The 21583-nt window shown below is 50.5% G+C and carries 17 protein-coding genes, 8 pseudogenes and 1 riboswitch; of the genes and pseudogenes, 9 read left to right on the forward strand and 16 right to left on the reverse strand.

Annotation, left to right across the window (positions count from 1 at the left end; genetic code table 11):
* A partial coding sequence (locus JCM11969_RS18640) for a hypothetical protein (protein ID WP_054708429.1) occupies window positions 1-196 on the forward strand: 196 nt, incomplete at its 5' end.
* Window positions 197-220: 24 nt separating this feature from the next.
* Window positions 221-1609 carry a flavocytochrome c gene (locus tag JCM11969_RS03750; RefSeq protein ID WP_054708432.1) on the forward strand — a complete coding sequence of 463 codons (1389 nt, stop codon included), beginning with the start codon at window positions 221-223 and terminating at the stop codon, window positions 1607-1609.
* A gap of 113 nt (window positions 1610-1722) precedes the next feature.
* Here JCM11969_RS03750 and JCM11969_RS03755 read toward each other — a convergent pair whose 3' ends face one another.
* The 10 genes and pseudogenes from JCM11969_RS03755 to JCM11969_RS03790 form a co-directional block, all read right to left on the reverse strand.
* On the reverse strand, window positions 1723-2193 hold the full coding sequence (locus JCM11969_RS03755; RefSeq protein WP_054708435.1) for a pyridoxamine 5'-phosphate oxidase family protein: 471 nt from the start codon (window positions 2191-2193) through the stop codon (window positions 1723-1725).
* A 212-nt stretch (window positions 2194-2405) separates the two neighbouring features.
* Window positions 2406-3286: pseudogene (locus tag JCM11969_RS03760) on the reverse strand (PfkB family carbohydrate kinase).
* A pseudogene (locus JCM11969_RS03765) lies at window positions 3286-4655 on the reverse strand (purine-cytosine permease family protein). Before JCM11969_RS03765 ends, JCM11969_RS03760 begins: the two co-directional pseudogenes overlap by 1 nt.
* Window positions 4656-4676: 21 nt before the next feature.
* Window positions 4677-5675, reverse strand: coding sequence for an ADP-ribosylglycohydrolase family protein (locus JCM11969_RS03770; protein ID WP_156319245.1), 999 nt, complete (start codon window positions 5673-5675; stop codon window positions 4677-4679).
* Window positions 5676-5861: 186 nt separating this feature from the next.
* The gene (locus tag JCM11969_RS03775) at window positions 5862-6623 is read right to left on the reverse strand and encodes an NUDIX domain-containing protein (RefSeq protein ID WP_054708437.1); all 762 of its coding nucleotides are present in this window, start codon (window positions 6621-6623) and stop codon (window positions 5862-5864) included.
* Window positions 6624-6703: 80 nt separating this feature from the next.
* Window positions 6704-7875 (reverse strand): annotated as a pseudogene (locus JCM11969_RS03780) (MFS transporter).
* Window positions 7876-8056: 181 nt separating this feature from the next.
* The gene (locus tag JCM11969_RS20655) at window positions 8057-8407 is read right to left on the reverse strand and encodes a hypothetical protein (protein WP_439709733.1); all 351 of its coding nucleotides are present in this window, start codon (window positions 8405-8407) and stop codon (window positions 8057-8059) included.
* 77 nt (window positions 8408-8484) lie between these two features.
* Window positions 8485-9210, reverse strand: a pseudogene (locus tag JCM11969_RS20660) (elongation factor 4 family protein); the annotation flags it as partial.
* The gene (locus JCM11969_RS20665; RefSeq protein WP_439709732.1) at window positions 9174-9842 is read right to left on the reverse strand and encodes a GTP-binding protein; all 669 of its coding nucleotides are present in this window, start codon (window positions 9840-9842) and stop codon (window positions 9174-9176) included. The pseudogene JCM11969_RS20660 and the gene JCM11969_RS20665, both read right to left, overlap by 37 nt.
* 240 nt (window positions 9843-10082) lie before the next feature.
* Window positions 10083-10535: a pyridoxamine 5'-phosphate oxidase family protein gene (locus JCM11969_RS03790; RefSeq protein ID WP_054708439.1), complete on the reverse strand. Its 453-nt coding sequence runs from the start codon at window positions 10533-10535 to the stop codon at window positions 10083-10085.
* Window positions 10536-10684: 149 nt separating this feature from the next.
* On the opposite strand from JCM11969_RS03790, the gene JCM11969_RS03795 reads away from it, so the two are divergent.
* The 6 genes and pseudogenes from JCM11969_RS03795 (at window position 10685) to JCM11969_RS03815 (ending at window position 16321) form a co-directional block, all read left to right on the forward strand.
* Window positions 10685-11122, forward strand: coding sequence for an Rrf2 family transcriptional regulator (locus tag JCM11969_RS03795; RefSeq protein ID WP_054708441.1), 438 nt, complete (start codon window positions 10685-10687; stop codon window positions 11120-11122).
* A 240-nt stretch (window positions 11123-11362) separates the two neighbouring features.
* Window positions 11363-11893: pseudogene (locus tag JCM11969_RS18645) on the forward strand (ATP-binding cassette domain-containing protein).
* The gene (locus tag JCM11969_RS18650; protein ID WP_225353128.1) at window positions 11857-12288 is read left to right on the forward strand and encodes a P-loop NTPase family protein; all 432 of its coding nucleotides are present in this window, start codon (window positions 11857-11859) and stop codon (window positions 12286-12288) included. Before JCM11969_RS18645 ends, JCM11969_RS18650 begins: the two are co-directional and overlap by 37 nt.
* Before the next feature lie 14 nt (window positions 12289-12302).
* A pseudogene (locus JCM11969_RS03805) lies at window positions 12303-13825 on the forward strand (ABC transporter permease/substrate-binding protein).
* 20 nt (window positions 13826-13845) lie between these two features.
* Window positions 13846-14709 carry an SDR family oxidoreductase gene (locus JCM11969_RS03810; RefSeq protein WP_054708443.1) on the forward strand — a complete coding sequence of 288 codons (864 nt, stop codon included), beginning with the start codon at window positions 13846-13848 and terminating at the stop codon, window positions 14707-14709.
* A 196-nt stretch (window positions 14710-14905) separates the two neighbouring features.
* Window positions 14906-16321: a DHA2 family efflux MFS transporter permease subunit gene (locus JCM11969_RS03815; RefSeq protein WP_054708445.1), complete on the forward strand. Its 1416-nt coding sequence runs from the start codon at window positions 14906-14908 to the stop codon at window positions 16319-16321.
* A gap of 61 nt (window positions 16322-16382) precedes the next feature.
* On the opposite strand, the gene JCM11969_RS03820 is transcribed toward JCM11969_RS03815, so the two are convergent.
* The 6 genes and pseudogenes from JCM11969_RS03820 to thiS all read right to left on the reverse strand — a co-directional run bounded on the left by JCM11969_RS03820 (window position 16383) and on the right by thiS (window position 20526).
* A complete protein-coding gene (locus JCM11969_RS03820) occupies window positions 16383-17618 on the reverse strand; it encodes a dicarboxylate/amino acid:cation symporter (RefSeq protein WP_054708446.1) in 1236 nt (411 codons plus the stop codon).
* 11 nt (window positions 17619-17629) lie between these two features.
* Window positions 17630-18547, reverse strand: coding sequence for a hydantoinase/carbamoylase family amidase (locus tag JCM11969_RS03825; RefSeq protein ID WP_054708447.1), 918 nt, complete (start codon window positions 18545-18547; stop codon window positions 17630-17632).
* On the reverse strand, window positions 18541-18858 hold the full coding sequence (locus JCM11969_RS18035; RefSeq protein ID WP_054708448.1) for a zinc-binding metallopeptidase family protein: 318 nt from the start codon (window positions 18856-18858) through the stop codon (window positions 18541-18543). Before JCM11969_RS18035 ends, JCM11969_RS03825 begins: the two co-directional genes overlap by 7 nt.
* 2 nt (window positions 18859-18860) lie before the next feature.
* Window positions 18861-19640: a thiazole synthase gene (locus JCM11969_RS03835; protein WP_054708450.1), complete on the reverse strand. Its 780-nt coding sequence runs from the start codon at window positions 19638-19640 to the stop codon at window positions 18861-18863.
* A gap of 16 nt (window positions 19641-19656) precedes the next feature.
* Window positions 19657-20315: pseudogene (gene thiF, locus JCM11969_RS03840) on the reverse strand (sulfur carrier protein ThiS adenylyltransferase ThiF).
* Window positions 20316-20325: 10 nt separating this feature from the next.
* Window positions 20326-20526, reverse strand: coding sequence for a sulfur carrier protein ThiS (gene thiS / locus JCM11969_RS03845; protein ID WP_054708454.1), 201 nt, complete (start codon window positions 20524-20526; stop codon window positions 20326-20328).
* Window positions 20527-20662: 136 nt separating this feature from the next.
* Window positions 20663-20755: riboswitch (TPP riboswitch) on the reverse strand.
* 221 nt (window positions 20756-20976) lie between these two features.
* On the opposite strand from thiS, the pseudogene thiE reads away from it, so the two are divergent.
* Window positions 20977-21479 (forward strand): annotated as a pseudogene (gene thiE / locus JCM11969_RS03850) (thiamine phosphate synthase); the annotation flags it as partial.
* Window positions 21480-21583 lie beyond the last annotated feature (104 nt).

Here is a 21583-nt window from a genome sequence, read left to right on the forward strand (position 1 = left end):
CCTGGTTTCGATTTATCGCCAGAGTGCCTTACGCAGGAGCCCCTTGCCTCGCGGAACACGTTTCGGCGTGGACGCCAAGAAAGCTAATAACAGGCACATAAAAAACAAAGTCCCGGTTTTGGATTTTGTGCCGGAAGTTGCTTACGCAGGAGCCCTCAGCCTTTTGAACACGTTTCGACTATATAAAATAGAATGACAACCAAAAAAAGAAGGTAAACAAATGGCAGAAAAATTCACATTCACACCAACAGACATCAGCGCGTTAAAAGACCACTATGACGTCATCGTTATCGGCTCAGGCGGTGCTGGCTTAACCGCTGCCATTCAAGCTCATGAACTGGGTTTGAAGCCAGTTATCTTAGAAAAAATGGACAAAATTGGTGGCAACACGACCCGAGCTTCCTCAGGGATGAACGCTGCTGAAACGCTTGTCCAATTAAAACACGGCGTTGTTGATAGCTTCGAAGACTTCTATGCTGAAACGTATAAGGGTGGCGGCGAGAAAAATAACACGGAGCTACTGAAGTTCTTTGCTGAGCACGGTGCGTTAGCCATTGATTGGTTAGCAGATCACGATATTCATTTGGATGACATCACGATTACAGGTGGGATGAGCGTTATGCGGACGCACCGGCCAAGTTCACTGGCGCCAATTGGTGGGTTCTTAGTGACAGAATTATTGAAGCAGGTTGCTAAGGCAGGTATTCCATTATTTACCGGCGTTAAAGTAACCGAACTCGTTAAAGATGGTGATAAGGTTGACGCTGTTAAACTAGAAATTGACGGTAAGACGAGTGATTTAAAGGCGGATGCGGTCATTCTGGCTACCGGTGGTTTTGGTGCCAACCAGGACTTGCTGACAAAATTCCGACCTGGTTTGAAAGGTTACAAGACTACCAACCAACCAGGCGCTACCGGTGACGGCATCAACTTGGCGCACGCGTTAGGTGCTAAGCTAGTGGATATGGATCAAGTTCAAGTTCATCCAACGGTTCAGCAGGACACCCCACATGCTTACCTCATTGGTGAAGCCGTTCGTGGTGAAGGTGCTATCCTAGTTAACAAGCATGGCGACCGGTTCACTAATGAGCTGGATACCCGTAAGAACGTTACCGCTGCCATTGATGGTTTAAACGAGGGTGGTGCCTATCTTATCTTTGACCAAGGCATTCGTGACCGGGTCAAAGCCGTTGAATTCTATGACCACATTGGGTTAGTAACGACTGGTCAAACGACGGATGAGTTAGCTGACCAACTTGGGTTTGATAAGTCTGCGCTAAGCAATGCTGTTTCAACGTGGAACAAGGCAGTTGCGGATAAAAACGATGCTGAATGTGGCCGGACGACTGGTATGGATCGTGACATTGCGCACGCGCCATTCTTCGCCATTCATATCGCACCAGCTGTGCACTACACGATGGGCGGTATTGCCATCAACCACAATACGCAGGTGCTGGATGAAAACGATAACGTGATCATTGGCCTCTTTGCGGCTGGCGAAATCGTTGGCGGTCTGCACGGGAATAACCGGATCGGCGGGAATTCGATTGCTGAGACTGTTATTTTTGGACGACAGGCTGGACAACAGGTTTATAAGTATTTGAAGTAGCGCTTTAATGAGTAGCAGTTTTGGTTATTTAAGCGGTTGAGATACCGAAAAAACCTCAGGAATTTATTCCTGAGGGTTTTTAAAGTTTCGAATGGTTTGTTTATAGTGCGGCGCTAACTATTTTGTCCCGCACTTTCCCCAAACGCCAACGTATTCTGATAGATCGGTGTCTCACGCAGATCATAAATCGAAACAGTTCCCGTATAAACTTCCATAACCCGAAGCTGGGCCTTCTTCTCGTCGGTCGGGTAGATGGTATTCAGGTAGGGGTAAGCTTCAAAAATTTCTGGCATGAGGTCGGTGCCTGCATCGCGTACTTCACCATTAACGGTGATGGCAAATGACTTCAGCGTTTCTTCACCTTTTAAACCAGTCATTGCCAGGTTCGGATTGTCCTGAAGTTGGGCGTAAAAATCCTTTGTTTTGCCGGTGGTGAAGTAGAGCTTCCCATCCTTGGCATAGAGGGTATCGATAATCCGGGATTGGGGTTTGTTGTCAGCGTCGACCGTCGAGACAACGGTGGCGTGAATATCGGTTGCCAGCGAGTTCAAGTAGTCGGCAGCAGTCATGGTTTCATGGTTCATATTAAGCGCTTCTTTCTTCACGAAATTTAGGATGATCTCATAGCAATCGCACGCAAATGATATCAACCACCTGGTCACGCTATGAGATCGTAATAGAACATCAGTTTCCATTATACGGTTCTTTTCGTGAATTAGAAATTAGGAAGACTAAAAAAATTCATAGAAAATGGGATCAACCGTTGTTACTCACATTTCGGTAAATAAAATTGCCGCTACCGCAATAAACTGCCACTTTCCATTCCGACCACATAACCGGCTAACCGATTCGCCTGGGTCACAGCCTCAAGCAACGGTTGGCCTTGACTTAACGCAACCAATAACCCGCCACAGTGGGTATCGCCCGCACCAATCGTATTGACAACGGTCACGGTGTCAGCAGGCACCAGCGCCGTTGTTTGCCCATCGGTAAAATAACAGCCTCGGCGCCAAGGGTCACGACAACGGGCTGGTGGGTCAAGGCTACCAAGTGCGCTGTTTTTTGGGCGACGGTCGCAGCACCCGGCACCAGTGTGTTGAGCTCCGTTTCGTTGCAGTGCACCATCACACCTAGTGCCCACAATCGTTGCCAGGTCGTTTCAGACAAGAATGCCGCTCGTGGTGAGGCGTCAACTAACACGGTGGCATCGGGCCGCTTACGGGATAGGGCATCAAGAATAACTGCCGCGGTGGTGTCGTTTTCCAACTCATAGCCGCTGACGTAGAAGGTGTCGTAGTCGCTGAGGGTCAGCCGGTCAAACCACTCGGGCTGCCATAGCTGTTCGACGCCGTTGATGGTCAAAAAACTTCGCTCACCGTTGGGCTCAACGTACGCCACATCCCAGCCGTTATCGGCGTCGGGGACTGAAAGCAGCTGTTGAATGCGGGATTGGCGCATCGTCTGTCGAATCTGGTCAGCGTACTGTCCCTGACCAACGGGCACAAAGAGGTCGGCGCTTGCCTTAAGGTACTGGATGGCGCCGTAAACGTTGAAGGCGGACCCGCCCACCCGGTACCCCTGGAGGATGCCGGTGATATCTTCGCCCGTTTGCGGTAGTTTGGGCACGTGTACCAAAACATCGACGAAGGCCGCGCCAATCACCAGAATCTTTGCCATTACGCCACCTCCTCACTGGACTTGGTCGTTCCAGAAATAAGGTGTGAAACGATAATGCAAACGATGGCCACGATGGCGGACACGAAGACACCTAGGCTGTTATCGCGGAAGATATCATGCGCAAACGGGCCGTTCCAAACGGCATTGTTGGTGAAGAGAAACCCAGTAACAGTAGCGATGATCCAAGAAATGATGCCGCCCCAGTTGTAGTGCACGGGACTGTCCGGCTGCATAAGGGATACCGCATAACCATTTTTGCGCGACATCACGCTATCGCCTAGGAAAATTGCGACCCAGCTGGCGAGGCAGATTCCCAAGAAGTTCAGAAAAATCTCGAAATTACTCAAAAAGTTGCCCGAAATAAAGAGGACGTAAATCGGAATGGCGATGATGATCACACCGTGAATCAGCAATGATGTCCGCTGTGACACGTTAATGCCGATGGTTGCCAAATTGATGCGCGCTGACCGTAACGAGATGATGCATTGCGGAATGAGGCCACCAGCCGCGACTAGGAAGTAGATCACGCCCAACCAACTTGGCAGGGCGGCGTACATGACGCCAAACGGATCGCCAGTCGTCGCGAGGGTCGGCTCGATGGTGCTGAGCAGCACCCCGCCGGCCATCAAGACAAAGAGCGGCACGGCACCACCCATGGTCGTTGACCAAAACGTCGCAGCGGGTTTAGTACCAGGCTTGGCATAGCGCCCCAGTCGGCAGCTGCCATGGACCAGGAGATGCCTGATCCGGCGGCCACGATGCTGATGGCGGGTAACACGCCGGTGATCCAGTGTCCAGCCGGTAATTTGAGGGCTGCCGACCAGTGCGCTTTCACCAGAAAGATACCGAGAATCACGATGGTCAGAATTCCGAAAATATACGACAGCCAGGTTTGAATTTTCGCTAGTGTGGCTTCCTTTAAAAGACCCGATAACAGCACGAGACCGCCAAATATCACTAGGGCAATGCCACGGGTGACGTCATTTTTAACGACGTGAATGACGCCGAATAGGGAGACTAGCAACAGCGTTCCAGTGATGACGTTGACGGCTAGCCACCCCACCATGTTCAACCAGGCGATGGCGTTAGGAATCTTATTCCCGTGGGTGCCATAGGCTGCCCGACTGAGTTTAAACGTTGTGACGCCTTCACGCTGGCCCAGCATGGCGACCCAGCCAGGCACCAGAAAGGAGAGCGCGCCAATCAGAGCGGCCAGCAGGGATTGCAGAAAAGACAGGTGGTAGCTGACGATCATTGCACCAAAGACGAAGCCCATGATGCCAATGTTTGCGGCGAACCAATTGTAGAAGAGCTTGCTTGGCGTTAATGTTTTCTCTTGTTCGGGTACCTTGACAGGTTGTTCGTTCATATTGACCCCTCCTGTGGGTGATTAGCGGACAGAAAACTGCGCTATTTCGTTGGCGTAGGTGGTGAGATCGTGCTTCGGGTTAGCGGTTTCGATCAGCGTGATCCAGTCTGGCGAGATGGTGTGCAGCCCGTTCTTGGCGCCGCAGATCGCAGTGGCCATGGCGCCGATGGTATCGGTGTCGCCACCAAGGTTGGCACAGAGCAGGGCACACCGTTTCACATCGCGCGTAAAATAGGCGATGGCTACAGCTGCTGGGATGCTTTCGGACACCATGGTGCCAGTACCAATCAGGGTATAAATGGCAGTCGCAAATCCGACTTCATCATCGCGATATTGGTCGGCCAATTGCAGTGCTAGACGCAACCGGTCATGGGTTCGGGCTGCCCAGGTCGGCGCGCCCTGCTGAAAGGCAAGGTCGTTGGCTGCTAATGCCACTTGGATGATCTGATCCCACGACTGATCATCAACGGCAGCGCAGGTCGCACCCGCAATCATTGCAGCACCGGCCAACGCAACGTCGGTGGCGTGGGTGATCCGGGTGATCTGGACGACCATGTCGACCAATTGTGGCAACTGGTGCGGGGAAAACAGAGCACCGATGGGCGCAATGCGCATCCCGGCGCCGCTTGTCAGCGCAGTCGTCGTAAACGGCGTCGGGTCTTCACCCTTGCGGATGGCGGTTAACGCGGCCTTGCTGCTGGGACCGAGGACGTTGTTTTCCCAGGAATGGACGGCCTCTGCCCAGGTTAAAATATGATGGACGAGGGCGGTTTGATCTGGAATCCAGTGGGTTTCGATCAGGGCATCTAAAATGGCAAGCGCTTGGTGGGTATCGTCCGTATACTGACCTTTAGTAAAGTGGCGGGCAATATCGTTATTGGCAGGGCCATCTAAGAACGTGGTGATACGGCCGAACTGATTTTGAATTTTACCGACCGGCCAGAGTTCGGCAGGCATACCCATGGCGTCACCGATGGCCTGACCGTACAGGGTGCCAAGAATGTGGTCATTTGTGGTCAATTGAGAACTCCTTTCGAAATTTAAGTTGAAACGACTTTTATTGATGGACATCGACGACGGGTTGTTTAATCGACAGGTAGCCGTTAAAGGACAAGTGCACAATATAAAAGTAAATAATATCTAAACAGGTGTAAAATAAAAGTAGAAATCACTTCAATCCTACTTGTTAGATAAGATAGTTGATTTCTACTCGTTCGTCAAGTCAAAATAGTTGAGCTGATACTCCTTTGCCGGTCGGCCGGGGTGCTTAGCACTGCTGGTACCAACCGGTTTGAAAAGGTGCTTATGGTTCTTTTTGAAATTGGAATTATCGATCGATTCGAGCGGCACTTGCTGAAAAACAGCGAAGACGGTGCGGGCGCGCTTTAACGTGAAGTAGTCGCCAAGAATCAGTAAGATATTTGGCTGGTAGTCCAATTTGTTACAAATACGTTGGCAGGCGACTTTTAAGATCCAGTCGTGATCAAACCCCAGCGTGGTATTCGGGTCGGCGCTACGGTCAGTTAGCTGGTTGTAGTAAGTGTCGTGATCTTTGATTGCCGTTGTGTGAAAAATAAGCTGGTCGTTTTGCAGGCGGTACTGGGTCGCTTCGTAGTCAAACGTGAACCACCTGGCATCCGCAGCCCCGTAACCGGCTGTTAGCGGCGGCATTTCAGGTAAAAACGTCATGTAGGCCAATGAGAGCGAGCGGTCGCCCGGCACCCGATTAGGCTGGGTGAAGGTGGCGAGCTGTTCGGTGTGGAAGCTGGCTAATTCTAGACCAATTTTTTCGCGAACCAGTCGTAACGCGGCGGTGTCAGCCGACTCTGACGGCCGCATGACCGTTTCAGGCAACGCCCAGTAGTCTTTAAATGGGGCGTCCGCCCGTTTGACCAGCAAGAGATTGACGTGTTTGGTCGTGTGGTCAAAGCTCCAGATAATGTTCGTAATGGTGATCTTAGGTTGCATGGCACTGCTCCTTTCGTGAGAATGGCTACGTCTATTTTACTTTAAATAGCCATAAAATTCACTACTTAGGGGCAATCTCACTAGTACTCGCGGCGGGCTAAAGCACCAATGATCAGCATCGCAAGCACAGCCATACCAATCCCCGCAATCGGCGTAATCATTAAGCGACCTGTTCGACCAGTTGGCCGCCGGCAAAGGAACCGGCCATGACACCGACGTTAAACGCGGAAATGTTTAGGGCGGATGCCATTTGAACGTCTGCCGGCAAGAATTTTTCCGTTGCCTGCATGGTAAATAACTGTAAGCCTGGGACGTTCATGAAGGCCAGGAGCCCTAACAGCAAAATGAGGGCCAGACCAATAACTTGCAGGGATAAGCCAAACAGCATCGCAATCAGGACAACGGCCAGCGCTGCGAACATCATGAAGAGTGCTCGGAGCGGGTTTTCGTTTGCCAACCGACCACCCACTGTGTTGCCAACGGCGACTGCGATGCCGTAGATGATGAGAATAATGACGCTGGCGGAGGCGGCCCAGCCCTGTTTCGTGAGAATCGTGGTCAGGTATGTGTAGACTGGAGAGCTCGCACCATACCCAATGGCGGTTAAAATGAGCGACAGTAAGATCGTTGGTTGTTTTGCGATTCGCAACAAACTGCCGCGTTTGCCCTGCGCCGGCATTGGCAAGCCTGCGGGAACAAGAATAAAGTCGGCGACTAGACCAATTAGACCGACAAACGCAATCGTCACAAAGGACATGTGCCAACTCGCATGCTGGCCGATAAAGGTTCCCAGCGGTACACCGGTGACGGTGGCCACGGTCAGTCCGGTGAACATAGCAGCAATGGCGGATGCACGTTTATTCATGGGGACAACGTTGGCCGCAATCACCGTTGCGACGGTCATGAAAATGCCGTGAGCTAAGGCGGAAACAACGCGTCCGATTAACAAAACGGTGAAGTTCGGGGCAGCTGCAGTCAACAAGTTACCCACGATAAAGACGGTCATTATCAGTAAAATCAGGCGTTTGCGCGGAATCCGGCCCGTAATCGTCGTCAGCAGCGGGGCACCCACCATCACGCCAGCAGCGTACACCGAAACGGTGAGCCCCGCGGTGGCAAGACTAATGTGGAAGGCATCAACGATCATTGGCATCACACCCACGCTGATGAATTCGGTTGACCCAATCGCAAAGGCGCTAATGGCCAGTGCTAAAAGGGTGAGGGAAGGGGCAATTGTGCGTTCGTTTGTCATATCATTCTCCTTACTAATTGTTGGTTATATGTCAGCAAGAAACCATTATACGGGGAATGTCTGGGCAAACAAGTACGCACTATTTAGTGCCCTAGTACCTTTTTGGGTAGAATTGTGTGACGTGAGGTATTTGGAGCGCTAAAAAAAGAAGCAACGCCGATTGACGTTACTTCTTTAGTCGTTACGATTCAATAGTCAAGATTGCATCAAACACTTCTTGCGGCAGCTCAATATCACTGTGAGCAGCTGCACGTTTGTTGCTATTTTGACGTCGTAAGAGTTGCTGCTTTTTTGAAATACTGTGCGACTCACCATTGACCGCGGCGTTTTTGCGCAGCGGAGGAATGTCCACCCGCGCAATGGATTTGCCCTCAACGATAGCCTGAACCGGCATTGGGTACAGCCGGCGCGGCACCACGTACTTGAGCTTATGGACCAGTTCTTGTGTTTGGTCGGCAACATCGCTTCGATAGGTGACAAATGTGAGCGCATCAACCCTGGCGTAGTTGATCTGAACATCAACTCGCACCACATCTGCTGGTGCGTAGCATCAAAGCGCGTTGAAAGGCTAGCGTAGCCGTGGGTCAGGGACTTCAATTCATTGAAAAATGAGTACGCAATTTCGGCTAACGGAATCGTGTACGTCAAGACAACCAGGTCGTCTTGATTCGCCATATCGACAAACTCACCCTTATGCTGATTAGCTAAGCGCATGACATCATTTAATAGAGCTGCAGGTGTTGTGAGTTCGATCCGCATTCTCGGTTCTTCAACGTGTTCGATCTTGTTGAAATCTGGGAAGTGTTGGGGATTTGTTACCGTCAGGAGGTCACCAGTGCCGTTATTTTGCGTGACGCGATAAGTGACGTTGGGGGCGGTCACGATGACGTCAACACCGTATTCATCATGGAGCCGTTCCTTGATGATCTGCAGGTGAAAGATACCAATAAAACCGCAATAAAATCCCGGTCCTAAGGCATCTGACACAGCATTGGCGACATGCAGTGACGGGTCGTTCAACGCGAGTTTGTTGATGGCATCCTTCAATGCTGAATAGTCGTCTTGAGGGTAAATACCGGCAAACACCATGGATTGCGCAGGCGCATAGCCTGGCAATGCTGTATTTGTTGGGTGTTGTGTCTCAGTTAGCGTATCACCGACTCGAACAAGCTGTGGATCCTTGACGCCGGTGATGACGTACCCAACGTCGCCAGCATGAAGTTGGGTTTGCGCTAGTCGGTTGGGCGTTAGGATCCCGATCTCTTTCGTATTGAACGACAACGCGTTTGCCATTAATGTCAGGTTCGTCTGGGCGGAAAGAACGCCTTCAAACACTCGGACATAGGCAATGACGCCCTGAAAGGCATCGTATTCGGAATCAAAGACGAGGCTTTCAGGGGCAATTGGTCGTTGGCTGTTGGCGCTGGCAACCGATGAACAATGGCCTCCAAAACGTCATGAACGCCTAATCCAGTTTTAGCTGAAATGGGTAAAATGGGGCTGTTCTTTAGTTCCGGGAACATGGTCCGAATCTGATTCTCGGTTCGGTCAACATCGGCACTGGCACTATCGACCTTATTGACCACGGGCAACACAACGATCCCCGCCTGACGTGCCAGTCGATAGTTCGCAACCGTTTGAGCTTGAACGCCTTGAGTGGCGTCGACTAAGAGGATGGCGCCTTCCGCTGCCGATAAACTTTTTTCAACCTCGTAATTAAAATCTACGTGTCCCGGCGTATCAATTAAATTAAATTCATACTCCTGACCATCATCCGCGTGGTAGATATTTCGGACGGTGCGTGATTTGACAGTGACACCATGTGCCTGTTCAACAGCCATGCTGTCGAGCAATTGGTCGCTGGCTTCTCGTTTTGTAATGGTGGCCGTCATCTCCATGATCCGGTCAGCCAATGTGGACTTACCGTGATCGATATGGGCGATGATGGCAAAATTTCTAATATTCATGATTTAGTTTCCTGCTTTCTGAAACGCGTTTCCATAATGGTGTTGCTAACTAATGGAAATGTGACCAGTCAGGAGACTACTCCTGACCTCAACTATCGTGCAGGAGTTCCGATGAAGAGAATTTCAGTAGACATGGTGATTCACCTCCGGATTTAAAATACATATGGTTTACTGTAGACAACTTTAACTGAACTTGCAATGACCAATAATGGCATAGCGTCATGTAGGGCATGGCATACGCTAGTTTCCCAGTTGAAACGCAGCCTGATAGGGAGGCGTGACGGACAGATCAAAGATTGCGACCGTTCCCTGGTACACCTCAAACACGCTCAGAGTGGCCTTCTTTTCCGGCGTTGGATACAGTTCTTTCATATAAGGGTTCTGGTCCATGATGTCGGCAAGGTAGGTGGTGCCGATCTCGCGGACATCACCTTCAACCGTAATGGCGTAAGACGACATGGTGTCAGTCCCGTGGCGACCGGTAATTGAAACGGCCGGATCGGCCTGCAGTTGTGTGTAAAATGGCTTAAAGTTGGCGGTTAGAAAGTAAAGTTTGCCATCTTTTGCGAGCATCATATCGATAATCCTTGATTTGGGGCGGTTATCGGAGCCCATGGTCGATAAAACGGTCGAGTGAATGTCGTTGACCAGCAAGTTGAGATAGTCATTGGCGGTCATATTTTCATGATTCATAATTGTGCCTTCTTTCAAATAAATGAGACGGATACTTGTTATTTATATTAATACTGGTTAGAATAGACGTCAACCGGAACAGTAACTTTGAATGTTACAGGAAATGCGTGTATACTGTGCACAGAATTCAAGGATAATAGGTGACTAAAATGAAATTTTCCCATAAATTAAGTGACGCCATCCATATCTTGGCGTACGTTGATATCTATAAGGATGATGACCTTTCAAGCAAGGCAATTGCGTTGAGTGTCGAGTCTAATCCGAGTTTAATTCGCCGGCTGATGTCGACCTTATCAAAGGCCGGCCTGCTGACAACGCGTCCAGGAACTGTCTCACCGGAACTGGGCCGAGCTGCCAGTGAGATCACCGTCTATGACGTTTATGAAGCGCTAGGTAAGGAAGACCTGTTGCACATTGATGATAAGACCAATCCGAAGTGCATCGTGGGCGGCAACATTCAGCAAACGCTGGATAGTGTTTACGATAAGGTGCAATCCGCAGCTGAAAACGTGATGGGTGCGGTGACGTTGCAGAGTATTATTGATGATATTTTGGTTCGGAAAAGCAAGCGTCAGACAGCTGAATAACTAGAGTAGCAGGTGAAGCATAGTCGAAAAAGGGGCTATGCTTTTTTGTTTGCAAAAAAATTGGCCTCACTTTAAATGTAGAGACCGCGTAAAAGAAAGCGATACCGAATAATCGATAATCCTGTATTTTATAAATTAACGGGTTGACGTTTTACTTTTACCTATTACAATGTAAATAACAAGTTGAACGAAATTGTTTTGAAGATAGGTGCCTCGAGCGGCATCAGGAGGCACAGAATTATGATTAGTTTTAAAGATGTCACAAAGGGGTACGGCAACGAGAACGCACTTAAAGATCTGTCATTAACAATCAACAGTGGCGAGCTATTTGTACTCGTTGGCCCATCAGGAAGCGGCAAAACGACGCTGCTTAAAATGGTTAATCGATTAATTTCACCAACATCAGGTCGCGTGTTTATTGACGATGACGATGTCGCCAGCGTCGATGTTCAAGACCTGCGTCGGCATACCGGATACGTTCTTCAAACTGGGGCGCTGTTTCCGAATATGACGGTTGAACAAAACGCCAGCGTCCAACTAGAAGCGCTTGGTTGAGATGCAGACAAACAACATCAACGGATCAGTGAACTACTGGCACGCGTTGATTTAGATCCCGCAGTGTTCTTGGTGCGAAAGCCGAGTGAACTTTCCGGTGGTGAGGCACAGCGCGTCGGCATCGTTCGGGCCTTGGCTGCTAACCCAAAACTGATTTTGATGGACGAACCTTCAGTGCGTTGGACCCGCTGTCAAAGCGGCAGCTGCAGAACCTGATTTTGAAACTGCATCATGAGCTGCCCACAACGTTCATTTTCGTGACGCATGATATGCAGGAGGCCATTAAATTGGCTGACCGATTGGCAGTGATTCATGATGGGACCTTGCAACAGTTTGGCACACCAAATGACATTTTGGCGAGTCCCACCAATGACTTTGTGCGTGACTTTTTTGACGATGGTCAGTCGCGGAAACAATTTATGAAACAGGTTCTCGCAGCGGGCTATGGGCGACCAGTTCAAACCGCCGATGAAGTGACTGTTTTGAAAGACGAAAACACGATTTACGACTGGGCTGAAGTGGTTGCTGAAACACCTGAAATGTTGGTTCAGGTCAATCAACAAGTTTTGACCGGTGCTGACTTAATTGCTTACATGTCAACGTTAGGGTAGGAGGAAGTATTAAAATGAATGATTCATTAATTAAGTATTGGCATTCCAACTCCCACGCAATCATTGGCGCACTTGGCACGCATATTGAATTTCAGTGATTGCCGCTTTGATCACTATTATCATTGCCATTCCGTTGGCCGTTGCGCTGATCAATCACCGCCGCGCTGGCGAGTTTGTCTCACAGGTCGCAAGTGTGATTCAAACGATTCCAAGCCTGGCAATTTTAGGATTACTGATTCCAATTATCGGGATCGGGACGGTTCCAGCGGTGATTACGTTGGTCTTGTACGCCATGATGCCGATTTATCAAAACACCTACGCTGGATTGACGAATATCGATCCCGTTTTGATAGAAGCTGCGGATGCCATGGGGGTCTCAAAATCGTTTAAACTGTTTCGGGTCGAAATCCCGTTAGCGATGCCCATGATCTTATCCGGGATTCGCATCGGCGTCGTCATGATTATCGGGACCGCCACCCTTGCAGCCCTGATTGGCGGTGGCGGTCTTGGGACGTACATCCTGCTTGGGATACAGTCCAACAACAATGCGGCGCTGATCATTGGGGCGGTTCTGGCCGCTGTGCTGGCGCTAGTTGCTAGTTGGCTGATTGGCCTTTTGTCGCACGTTTCCTTTAAAAAGTTAGGTATCGGCGTGTTGGTCGTTATTATTTTAGGCGGCTTGGGTTTTGGCGTTGATAAGTTAGCTACGCCGCACCGCGAGACCATTACCGTCGCCGGTAAAATGGGTGGCGAGCCTGAAATTTTAATTAGTATGTACAAAGATCTCATTGAACAGGACAATCCAAAAATTAACGTGGTTGTTAAACGTAACTTTGGTGGCACGAGTTTCCTGTTCAAATCCCTTCAGAGCAAGAAAATTGATATTTATCCCGAATTTACTGGGACGGTCCTGCAGTCGCTGGTCAAGACAAACCGGGATGTGAACCCGGATCCGAAAATTGCGTATCAGGACGCCAAAACCGATTTACAGAAACAAGATAAGATGACGCTACTGCAACCCATGCAGTATCAAAATGGCTACGGGATGACTGTTCGACGGTCAGTTGCGGAAAAGTACCATTTGAAGACCATTGCTGATCTGGCCAAACACCCGCAGTTTAAGGCTGCCTTTGATCCTGACTTTTACTCTCAACGGGATGGGTATCCCGGCTTGAAGAGGGCGTACGGTCTAAACTTCAGTTCTGTTCGGACAATGGAGCCGTCATTGCGGTATCAAGCGTTGCATGATGGTAAGGTAGATGTGACGGATGCGTATACAACGGATCCGCAGATCAAAAAGTACGATTTGGTCGTTTTAAAAGACAACAAGAGCTTCTTCCCCCCATATCAAGGAGCACCATTGATGCTGACCAGCTTTGCAAAGTCACATCCAGGCGTGGTCAAGTCACTGCATAAGCTGGCTGGCAAGATCTCCACCTCAGATATGCAGGAGATGAACTATAAAGTCACGGTTGAACACGAAAAAGCGTCGACCGTTGCTCGAGATTATTTGAAGACGCATCATATTTTAAACTAATTCTTTAGGAGGAATTGAACATGACAACATACACAATTACAGGTGCAACAGGTCACTTAGGCAGCATCGTTGTTCAGGATATGGTCAAGATGGTTGGCGCAGCGTCACTACAGGCGGCTGTTCACACCCCAGCGAAGGCAACAGCGCTGAATGACCAAGGCATCAAAACCGTGAAGGCCGACTACCTGGATGTGGATACGATGACCGCAGCCCTGCAGGGGACTGACGTGCTCGTTTACATTCCAAGTAAGACCTACGATGTGCTGCAACGGGTTACTGAGTTTGAGAACACGTTAACTGCGATGAAAAACGCTGGTGTCTCGCAAATTGTTTTCGTCAGCTTCTATGCTGATCAGGAAGACAATCCCTCCACCATGTCGCCATACTACGCCTACGCACCGCGGCGGTTAGCGGGTTCCGGCCTGCAGTACGCGGTGGTTAAGAACTCACTTTATGCCGATCCGCTGGTGCCTTATCTGCCTGAGTTAATTGAACGCCAAGCCTTGATCTATCCGGTTGGTGATGCTGCGATGTCATTTATCGCCCAAGACGATAGTGCTGAAGCCATTGCGACCGTTGCCGTGAAACCAGAATTGCGCAATAACGGTCAGGTGTACACGGTGACCCAGATTGAGGCCTATACCATGGATAAGTTGGGGGCAATTATGACTGAAGTTACCGGTAAAAAGATCGGCTACAAGCCTGTTTCCGTTGCTGAATTTGGCCGCATTTATGCGCCTGAGGGTGACGGCGATGAGCTGGGGTCGATGTACGCTGGTGGTGCCAAGGGTGAACTTGGTGCTGTCACAACCGACTTTAAGACGATTACTGGGCGTGACCCGGAAGATATGGCGCATTTTTTGAAGGCGCGGTATCAAAAATAATGGTGCGATTAAAAGAGCTTGCTGCTTAACCTAATAAGTGGCAGGTTTTTTTGATTGTAATTTTCACGAGGACTCCTATACTTGAAAGAGTTGTGCACGACCATTTTCACTGCGTTGAGTGCAACGATTGCACTATATTCTCGTTACCTCTTGGGGACATTTTAATGATGCCTCATTTGTAGAAAGGATCCTTATTTTGGAAAATCAAGCCATTCCCAAGAAGACGTTGCTTGCCATTCTTGGCGCAAGTCTAATGGCTTTTTGCGGCGTGCTCGTTGAAACGTCGATGAACGTGACATTCCCAACGCTGATGAAACAGTTTGGGTTACCCATGAACGTGGTCCAGTGGATCGCAACCGGGTACCTGTTGCTGGTTTCGTTAACCATGGCCACTTCGGCTTTTGTGCAACGTCGCTTTAAGATTCGCAGCATTTTTATTTTTGCCGGTCTGGCATTCATTGTCGGCAGTTTTGTGTGTGCATTAGCACCAAGTTTTACAGTGCTGCTGATTGGTCGGCTGATTCAGGCGGTGGCAACCGGATACGCCATCCCGTTGTTATTTGCAATTATTCTGCAGCAGATTCCCGTTGCGCGGTTAGGCTCATTCATGGGTCTTGGCAGTATGGTGGTTGGGATTGCACCATCGCTGGGCCCAACGTATGGCGGCATGAGCACGTATTTGTTTACGTGGCGTGAGATTTTCTGGTTTATTCTACCCGTCGTTGTCATCGCGGTGTTACTAGGGAGTTTCACCATTCCTCAGAAATTCGAAACACACCGTGATCCGTTTGACACGTTCGGCTTTATTCTGCTGGCGGTGGCGTTTTTCTTAGTTGCCGAAAGCTTTACAGATGCCGGTACCTATGGCTGGATCAGCATACAATTCTGGGGATTTCTGGTTGCTGGTCTACTTGTGCTGGCATGGTTTGCTTACCATTCCACACATTCAAAACGGATTTTATTGGACCTCGCTATTTTTAAATCACCAACGTTAGTGTTGAGTCTCATTCCATATTTTCTGTTACAGCTGATCAATATCGGTATCTCGTATCTGTTGCCAAACTATGGTCAATTAGTTTTCGGAGCCAACTCACTGGTTGCAGGGTCGGCCATCCTGTTAGGCAGTTTGGCCGCTGCTGTCATTCAACCGCTCAGTGGTCGGATGCTGGATAACCGCGGTGCGGCGGTACCCATTCGTATCGGTGGCGCCATTATCGTGATTGCGATGGTCTTGTTTGCCAGTTTTGGTCTGCATCTGACAAATACACTGATCGTCCTGTTTTATCTGGTTTTTGGTATCGGCTTTGGCTTTAGTTTTGGAAATGCCATGACCAATGGGATTCAACAGGTTGATTTGAAATTACAACAGGATGCCAACGCGATGTTCAGTACCAGCCAACAGTATGCGGGGGCAATTGGTACGGCAATTATGGCAACTCTGTTGACCAGCAGCCAGGAAAGCGGTAGACATTTGTCCCAGGCAGTTTTGTCAGCACAGGGCAGTGAACATGATTTTATATTGCTAGTGGTGCTATCAATCGTCGCCTTTGGGTTGATGATCGTGAACTTTAGAAAGCAAGCACAACTTAAGACAACAAAAAGTGTTTTTTAGACACTAAAAATCTCCTCTAAACGTCAAGTTTAAAGGAGATTTTTGGTGTCTCGGCGAAGAACTAGTGCTTAACAGACACCTTATCACTATGATAAACAGCGCGGTCCAGCTCATCCTCGCCCGTGGCCAGCGCAATCGCAGTCGTGGTATCACCCACAACGTTAGTGACGGTCCGAAACATACCTGAGAACCAGTCGATGCCAGCGAATAATGCGATGCTCGACAGGGGAAGCCCCAGCGTTGGTACGATGATCGTTAGCGCCACCAGTCCGCCACCCGGGACCACAACGGTGCCAAGGCAGGAAAGTACGGATAGCAGCACGATTTGAACCAGTGCAATCGGTGTGACGCGGATGCCGTAAAGTTGCGTGAGCATGACGCACACCAAAGACAAATACATCGCAAGCCCGTTGCTGTTGAGTGCCATGCCAAGGGGTAAAACGAGTTGGCTGATTGGTTTGCTGACGCCAAGTTTGGACTGGGCATCACTCATTTCAACCGGCAACGCAACGGCGGAACTTGTGGTGGTAAAGGCCACCATGATCATTTGCGTAAAGCCGTGCACAAGGCCAATCAACGGCACTTTCGCCACCCAACTGATGACGCAGAAGAGCGCAATGAGAAACACTGCGGTTGCCAGACCGTAAATCAGCAGAAAGGTCAGCAGCGGCAGAAAAACTTGGCTGCCATTGTCCGCAACAACGCCTGCGATAAGGGCAGCGATGCCAAGCGGGGCGGCCTTCATGATCAGCATTACTAGCTTAACGGTCAGTTGATTAGTTTGTTTAACCAGCGTCAGAACTTGGCTGAACTTACCGTCTTTGTTGGCTTGACTCAGGACGAGGCCAAACAGGATGGCGAAGATGATCACCTGAATGACGTTGCCCTTAGCGAGGGCGTCAAAGATATTGGTTGGAAAGAAGTTCAGGATGGTTTGACTGATGTTGGTCGGGGTGTTGAGGTGGACGGGGGTCTTGCGCAACTGGTCTAAGTGGACGCTCAGGCCAGGTTTAAAAAGCAGACCAGTGCCTAGTCCAACCAGGGCGGCCAGCAGGGTGGTCATGAGAAACCAGAGCCCAGTTTTGGCACCTAACCGGCCGAGGTCACGCGGGTTCAGACTGCCGAGGGCTTCGATAACAGCACCGAAGATCAGCAGCACGACTGCCATTTGGATGAGTCGTAAGAAAATATCACCCACCACAGTCACGCCGCTGACGTTTTTGCCAAACAACATTCCGGCAATGGCACCCACTAGCATGCCAATGGTGATTTGGGTGGTCAGACTGACTTTGTGCATGCGGGGCCTCCTCAATAGGCTTGCTGGAACAGACTTGCGGTGAGCAGTTTAATGCCAGCAGCTAAATCCTCTGGTGCAGTGTATTCGTTTGGCGCGTGGCTGATGCCGTTGACACTGGGCACGAAGATCATGGTGGTTGGGGTGACCCGGCTCATGATCTCACTGTCGTGGCCAGCACCCGAGTCCATCACCACGGGATCAAATCCGAGTTGGGTGGCTAACATGCGGTTAGCTGCCAGTAAGGGGGCGGCTAACGGTGCCGGCTTATCGTGCACCCACCTGATGATCGACGCGGTGATGCCGGGCGCTGATGTTTGATTGACGAGGTGGCGCATGGCCGTTTCAAAGGCGCCTAAGACAGTGTCGTCAGCGTGCCGGCAATCAACTGTGAAGACAACCTTACCGGGGATGACGTTTGACGTGTTCGGCGAAACCGTCAGCTGACCCACTGTGAATGTGAGTTGCGACTCTGCCGTTGCTGCGGTCACACGCAACTGTGACATTAAGGTGATGGCAGCCTGTAGTGCATCGTGCCGCTGGTTCATGGGCGTGGTGCCCGCGTGATTGGCCGTGCCGGTTACGGTGATCGTGAAACGACGCTGGCCCACAATGGCGCTGACGAGTCCAATCGTGCGGCCAGTAGTGATCAGACGCGGTCCCTGCTCAATATGCAGTTCGGTAAACGACTTGGGCAGAGCTGGCAGCTGCCGAGTGACGCCAGGGAGTTGCTGCAGCTGGGTTACTGCGGTGATCCTTGCGGTGTCAAATGATGCGCCGCTATCATCGGTCAACCCAGTTATATCAGCAAGCCTGGCGTAGTGTTTGGACCCACTGAATGTGGTCGGAAAACGACTGCCTTCCTCTTCGCTAAATGAGATGGCGCGCAGCGTCTGATGCGGCTGGCCATGACGGTCGCGGAGGGTCAGCAATGCCTGAAGCCACCCAGAACACCATACAGGCCGTCGAACTGGCCCCCGTGAACAACGGTGTCCATGTGAGAACCCGTCGCGATAGCTGGCGCTGTTGCGCGTCCCGGCAGATCCATGTAGACCGTGCCGTAGTCGTCGACGCTGACGCTCAGGTCTTGCGCCACTGCAAAAGCTATTAAGGCCTTTTGGGCAGCGACCCAGCGAGGTGTGTACACCAACCGATTTTGACCGGTCGTGCCATCGGAAAGGTGAATGATCCGCTGAAACAGGTCAGCGATTGCTGGCTGCATTGCCGTTTCATTGGTCATCATGGTTAGGCCTTCTGACTGACACCGGCCAGTGGTGATGAGGCCACCGCACCGTGTTCGATTACCCGTCCAGGACCCGCGAGGTAGGCTTTTCGACCCGCTTCAACGGCGAGACGAAAGGCTTCTGCCATTAACGGAATATCCTTGGCCGTTGCCATTGAGGTGTTGGCCATGATGGCATCTGCCCCCATTTCCATGGCTTCGGCCGCCTGACTTGGTCGGCCGATACCGGCGTCGATGATAATTGGGACGTTGATCTCGTCGATGAGAATCTGAATCAGGTCCTTGGTTGCGAGGCCTTTATTTGTGCCAATTGGGGCAGCCAATGGCATTACGGTGGCGGCACCAGCATCGACAAGACGACGGGCAGTGTTGAGGTCCGGCAACATGTATGGCATCACGATGAAGCCTTCCTTTGCCAAAACTTCAGTCGCCTTAACGGTTTCTTCGTTGTCCGGCATGAGGTACTTTTTATCCGGAACGACCTCCAGCTTGATGAAGTCGCTGCCGCTGAGTTCGCGGGCAAGACGAGCCGTTCGAATGGCTTCTTCAGCGTTAGACGACCCAGAAGTGTTGGGTAAAATCGTCACGTCCTTCGGGATGAAGTTGAGAATATTCTCCTCGGCTGAGGCGGTCCGACGCAGGGCCATGGTGATGATCTGGGCCTTTGCGTGCGTCACTGCAGCATCAATCAAATCGTAGGAGTATTTACCCGATCCGAGAATGAACCGGGATGAAAAAGTATGGTCCGCAATGGTGAGTAAATCCTGAGTATCAGTTGTCATTTATAAAACTCCTTTGTTAAAGTTCGGTCACGCCTAAAATCAATTGGGTGATCATGTTGCTTCGTGTCCGGCAGCGACCATGACCCGTGGTGCCATTAATCCCTCTGCCCCTTTGGATTCACCGTCGCCGGCAATGTAGAGGTTGGGGCGCGGATGTTTCGTGGTCACGGTGTTGGCACTGTGCACGCCGGCCATCCCGGTCCCCATAACGAGGGGGGTATCAGGAAAAACGGCGCTGACAGCATCCAACAGCAGTGCCTTTGCAGCTGGGTTATCAAAGGCTTCGCAGATGATGTCTGCGTCCTTGAATAGGTCGGGCACGTTGTCTCGGGTCACTTCCGTTTGGACGGTATCGATAGTCACAAACGGGTTGAATTCTTGCAGGTTCTGCTTCATTGCCACGACCTTAGGCATGCCCACCTGACTGAGTTTAAACTGTTGCCGGTTGAGGTTGCTGAGTTCAACGCTGTCAAAGTCGATCAGGGTCAGGCGACCGACACCAATTCTGGTGAGGGCGATTGCGATATTAGTGCCAAGACCGCCGCAGCCAGCGATAACAACGTGGGTAGCCGTCAATTTTTCAGTGGAATCCTTGACGTTGCGTTCCTTCATGCCGGCATAGACATCCGAAATGGGCATGCCTTGGATCGTTGGTTCCGTAACTGTTTCTGACATAGTGTCCCTCCTAGCGTCCGCCACCGACAAAGGAAATGAGTTCCACCTTGTCGTTTTCGTTAAGTTGCGTGTCGTCAAACTGTGGTCGGTGAATGATCTCACCGTTCAATTCCACCACCACGTTGTCAATTGGTGCGTCACGGGCAGTTAAAAACGCCGTGATCGACTGGCCGGCAACGTGCTGTTCTTCTGTCCCATTTACAATAACCATCAAAAAAGCCTCCTCTTCAGATACCCGAAGCAGGAGACTGAAACCGCTTGCTCAACCGGGTCGTGATGGCGCCGTCCCACAACCAAAAAGCGAGTCCGCTCTTTGATTGAAGGAGCGGGCTCGCCAGTTAAGTCAAGTCAGTTTTAAGTCGCGCTTCCTTCGGTAGTATCAACTACATCAGGTTCGATGGGTATTATCTCAGCCGTTGCCGGCACCCCAGACGAACTTTGCATATTTTGTTTTGCGTCACTAGGTGTGACTTCGCTTATATTTATAACCGACTCGATTTAAAATGTCAACCGAAGACGTTTTTGTTGTTTTTCTTGTTTTTTTGCTCTGATGAAGCAATTCAATTTTGGCGCTCGGTGAGGGTGAGTCTGACTATACAAGCGAGAAATTGTTCGTTAGAATGCGAGTGCAATACTATTTTTGAGTCGGGAGGATGGTTTCATGACCCTAACAAACAGACCGTTATACCTTGTAACTGACCGAACCGGATTAACGGATGACACCTTTTTTGAACGGTTAGAACTTGCTTGCCAGGCTGGGGTTGACCTCGTTCAACTACGGGAGAAGACGTTGGCCAGTGGTGACTATTTCCGATTGGCACAACGCGTCAAGATGATTACTGACCGCTACGACCTGCCATTACTGATCGATGACCGGTTGGACATTGCCCAGGCGGTGGACGCTGCCGGCGTTCACGTTGGTCAAAGTGATCTGCCAGTGGCGGTCGTTCGCCAAATTTTGGGACCGGATAAACTCATCGGTGCCACTACCAAAACGATTGCGCAAGCTGACCGGGCAGTGCGTGAGGGCGCGGATTATCTGGGCGTCGGTGCTATTTTTCCAACGAGACCCACGTTAAGACGGTGCGTACCAGCGTCGATACGTTGGCAGAGATTAAAGCGCGGGTGCCGATTCCAGTCTATGCGATCGGTGGGTTGAAGGCCAGCAATGTGGCGGCAGTTCAGCCCGCTCACGTGGATGGCGTCGCAGTTGTTTCGGCCATTATGCAAGCGGAGGATACGATTGCTGCAACAGAGGCACTGCGGAC

The sequence above is a fragment of the Secundilactobacillus paracollinoides DSM 15502 = JCM 11969 genome, assembly GCF_001311135.1.
Taxonomy (GTDB): Bacteria; Bacillota; Bacilli; order Lactobacillales; family Lactobacillaceae; genus Secundilactobacillus; species Secundilactobacillus paracollinoides.

Excerpts from the sequence above, each read along its gene's own strand:
- JCM11969_RS03750 (WP_054708432.1), top strand. The coding sequence starts at position 221 with ATGGCAGAAAAATTCACATTCACACCAACAGACATCAGCGCGTTAAAA.
- JCM11969_RS03755 (WP_054708435.1), bottom strand. The coding sequence starts at position 2,193 with ATGAACCATGAAACCATGACTGCTGCCGACTACTTGAACTCGCTGGCA.
- JCM11969_RS03775 (WP_054708437.1), bottom strand. The coding sequence starts at position 6,623 with ATGCAACCTAAGATCACCATTACGAACATTATCTGGAGCTTTGACCAC.
- JCM11969_RS20665 (WP_439709732.1), bottom strand. The coding sequence starts at position 9,842 with ATGAATATTAGAAATTTTGCCATCATCGCCCATATCGATCACGGTAAG.
- JCM11969_RS03790 (WP_054708439.1), bottom strand. The coding sequence starts at position 10,535 with ATGAATCATGAAAATATGACCGCCAATGACTATCTCAACTTGCTGGTC.
- JCM11969_RS03795 (WP_054708441.1), top strand. The coding sequence starts at position 10,685 with ATGAAATTTTCCCATAAATTAAGTGACGCCATCCATATCTTGGCGTAC.
- JCM11969_RS03810 (WP_054708443.1), top strand. The coding sequence starts at position 13,846 with ATGACAACATACACAATTACAGGTGCAACAGGTCACTTAGGCAGCATC.
- JCM11969_RS03820 (WP_054708446.1), bottom strand. The coding sequence starts at position 17,618 with ATGCACAAAGTCAGTCTGACCACCCAAATCACCATTGGCATGCTAGTG.
- JCM11969_RS18035 (WP_054708448.1), bottom strand. The coding sequence starts at position 18,858 with ATGATGACCAATGAAACGGCAATGCAGCCAGCAATCGCTGACCTGTTT.
- JCM11969_RS03835 (WP_054708450.1), bottom strand. The coding sequence starts at position 19,640 with ATGACAACTGATACTCAGGATTTACTCACCATTGCGGACCATACTTTT.
- thiS (WP_054708454.1), bottom strand. The coding sequence starts at position 20,526 with ATGGTTATTGTAAATGGGACAGAAGAACAGCACGTTGCCGGCCAGTCG.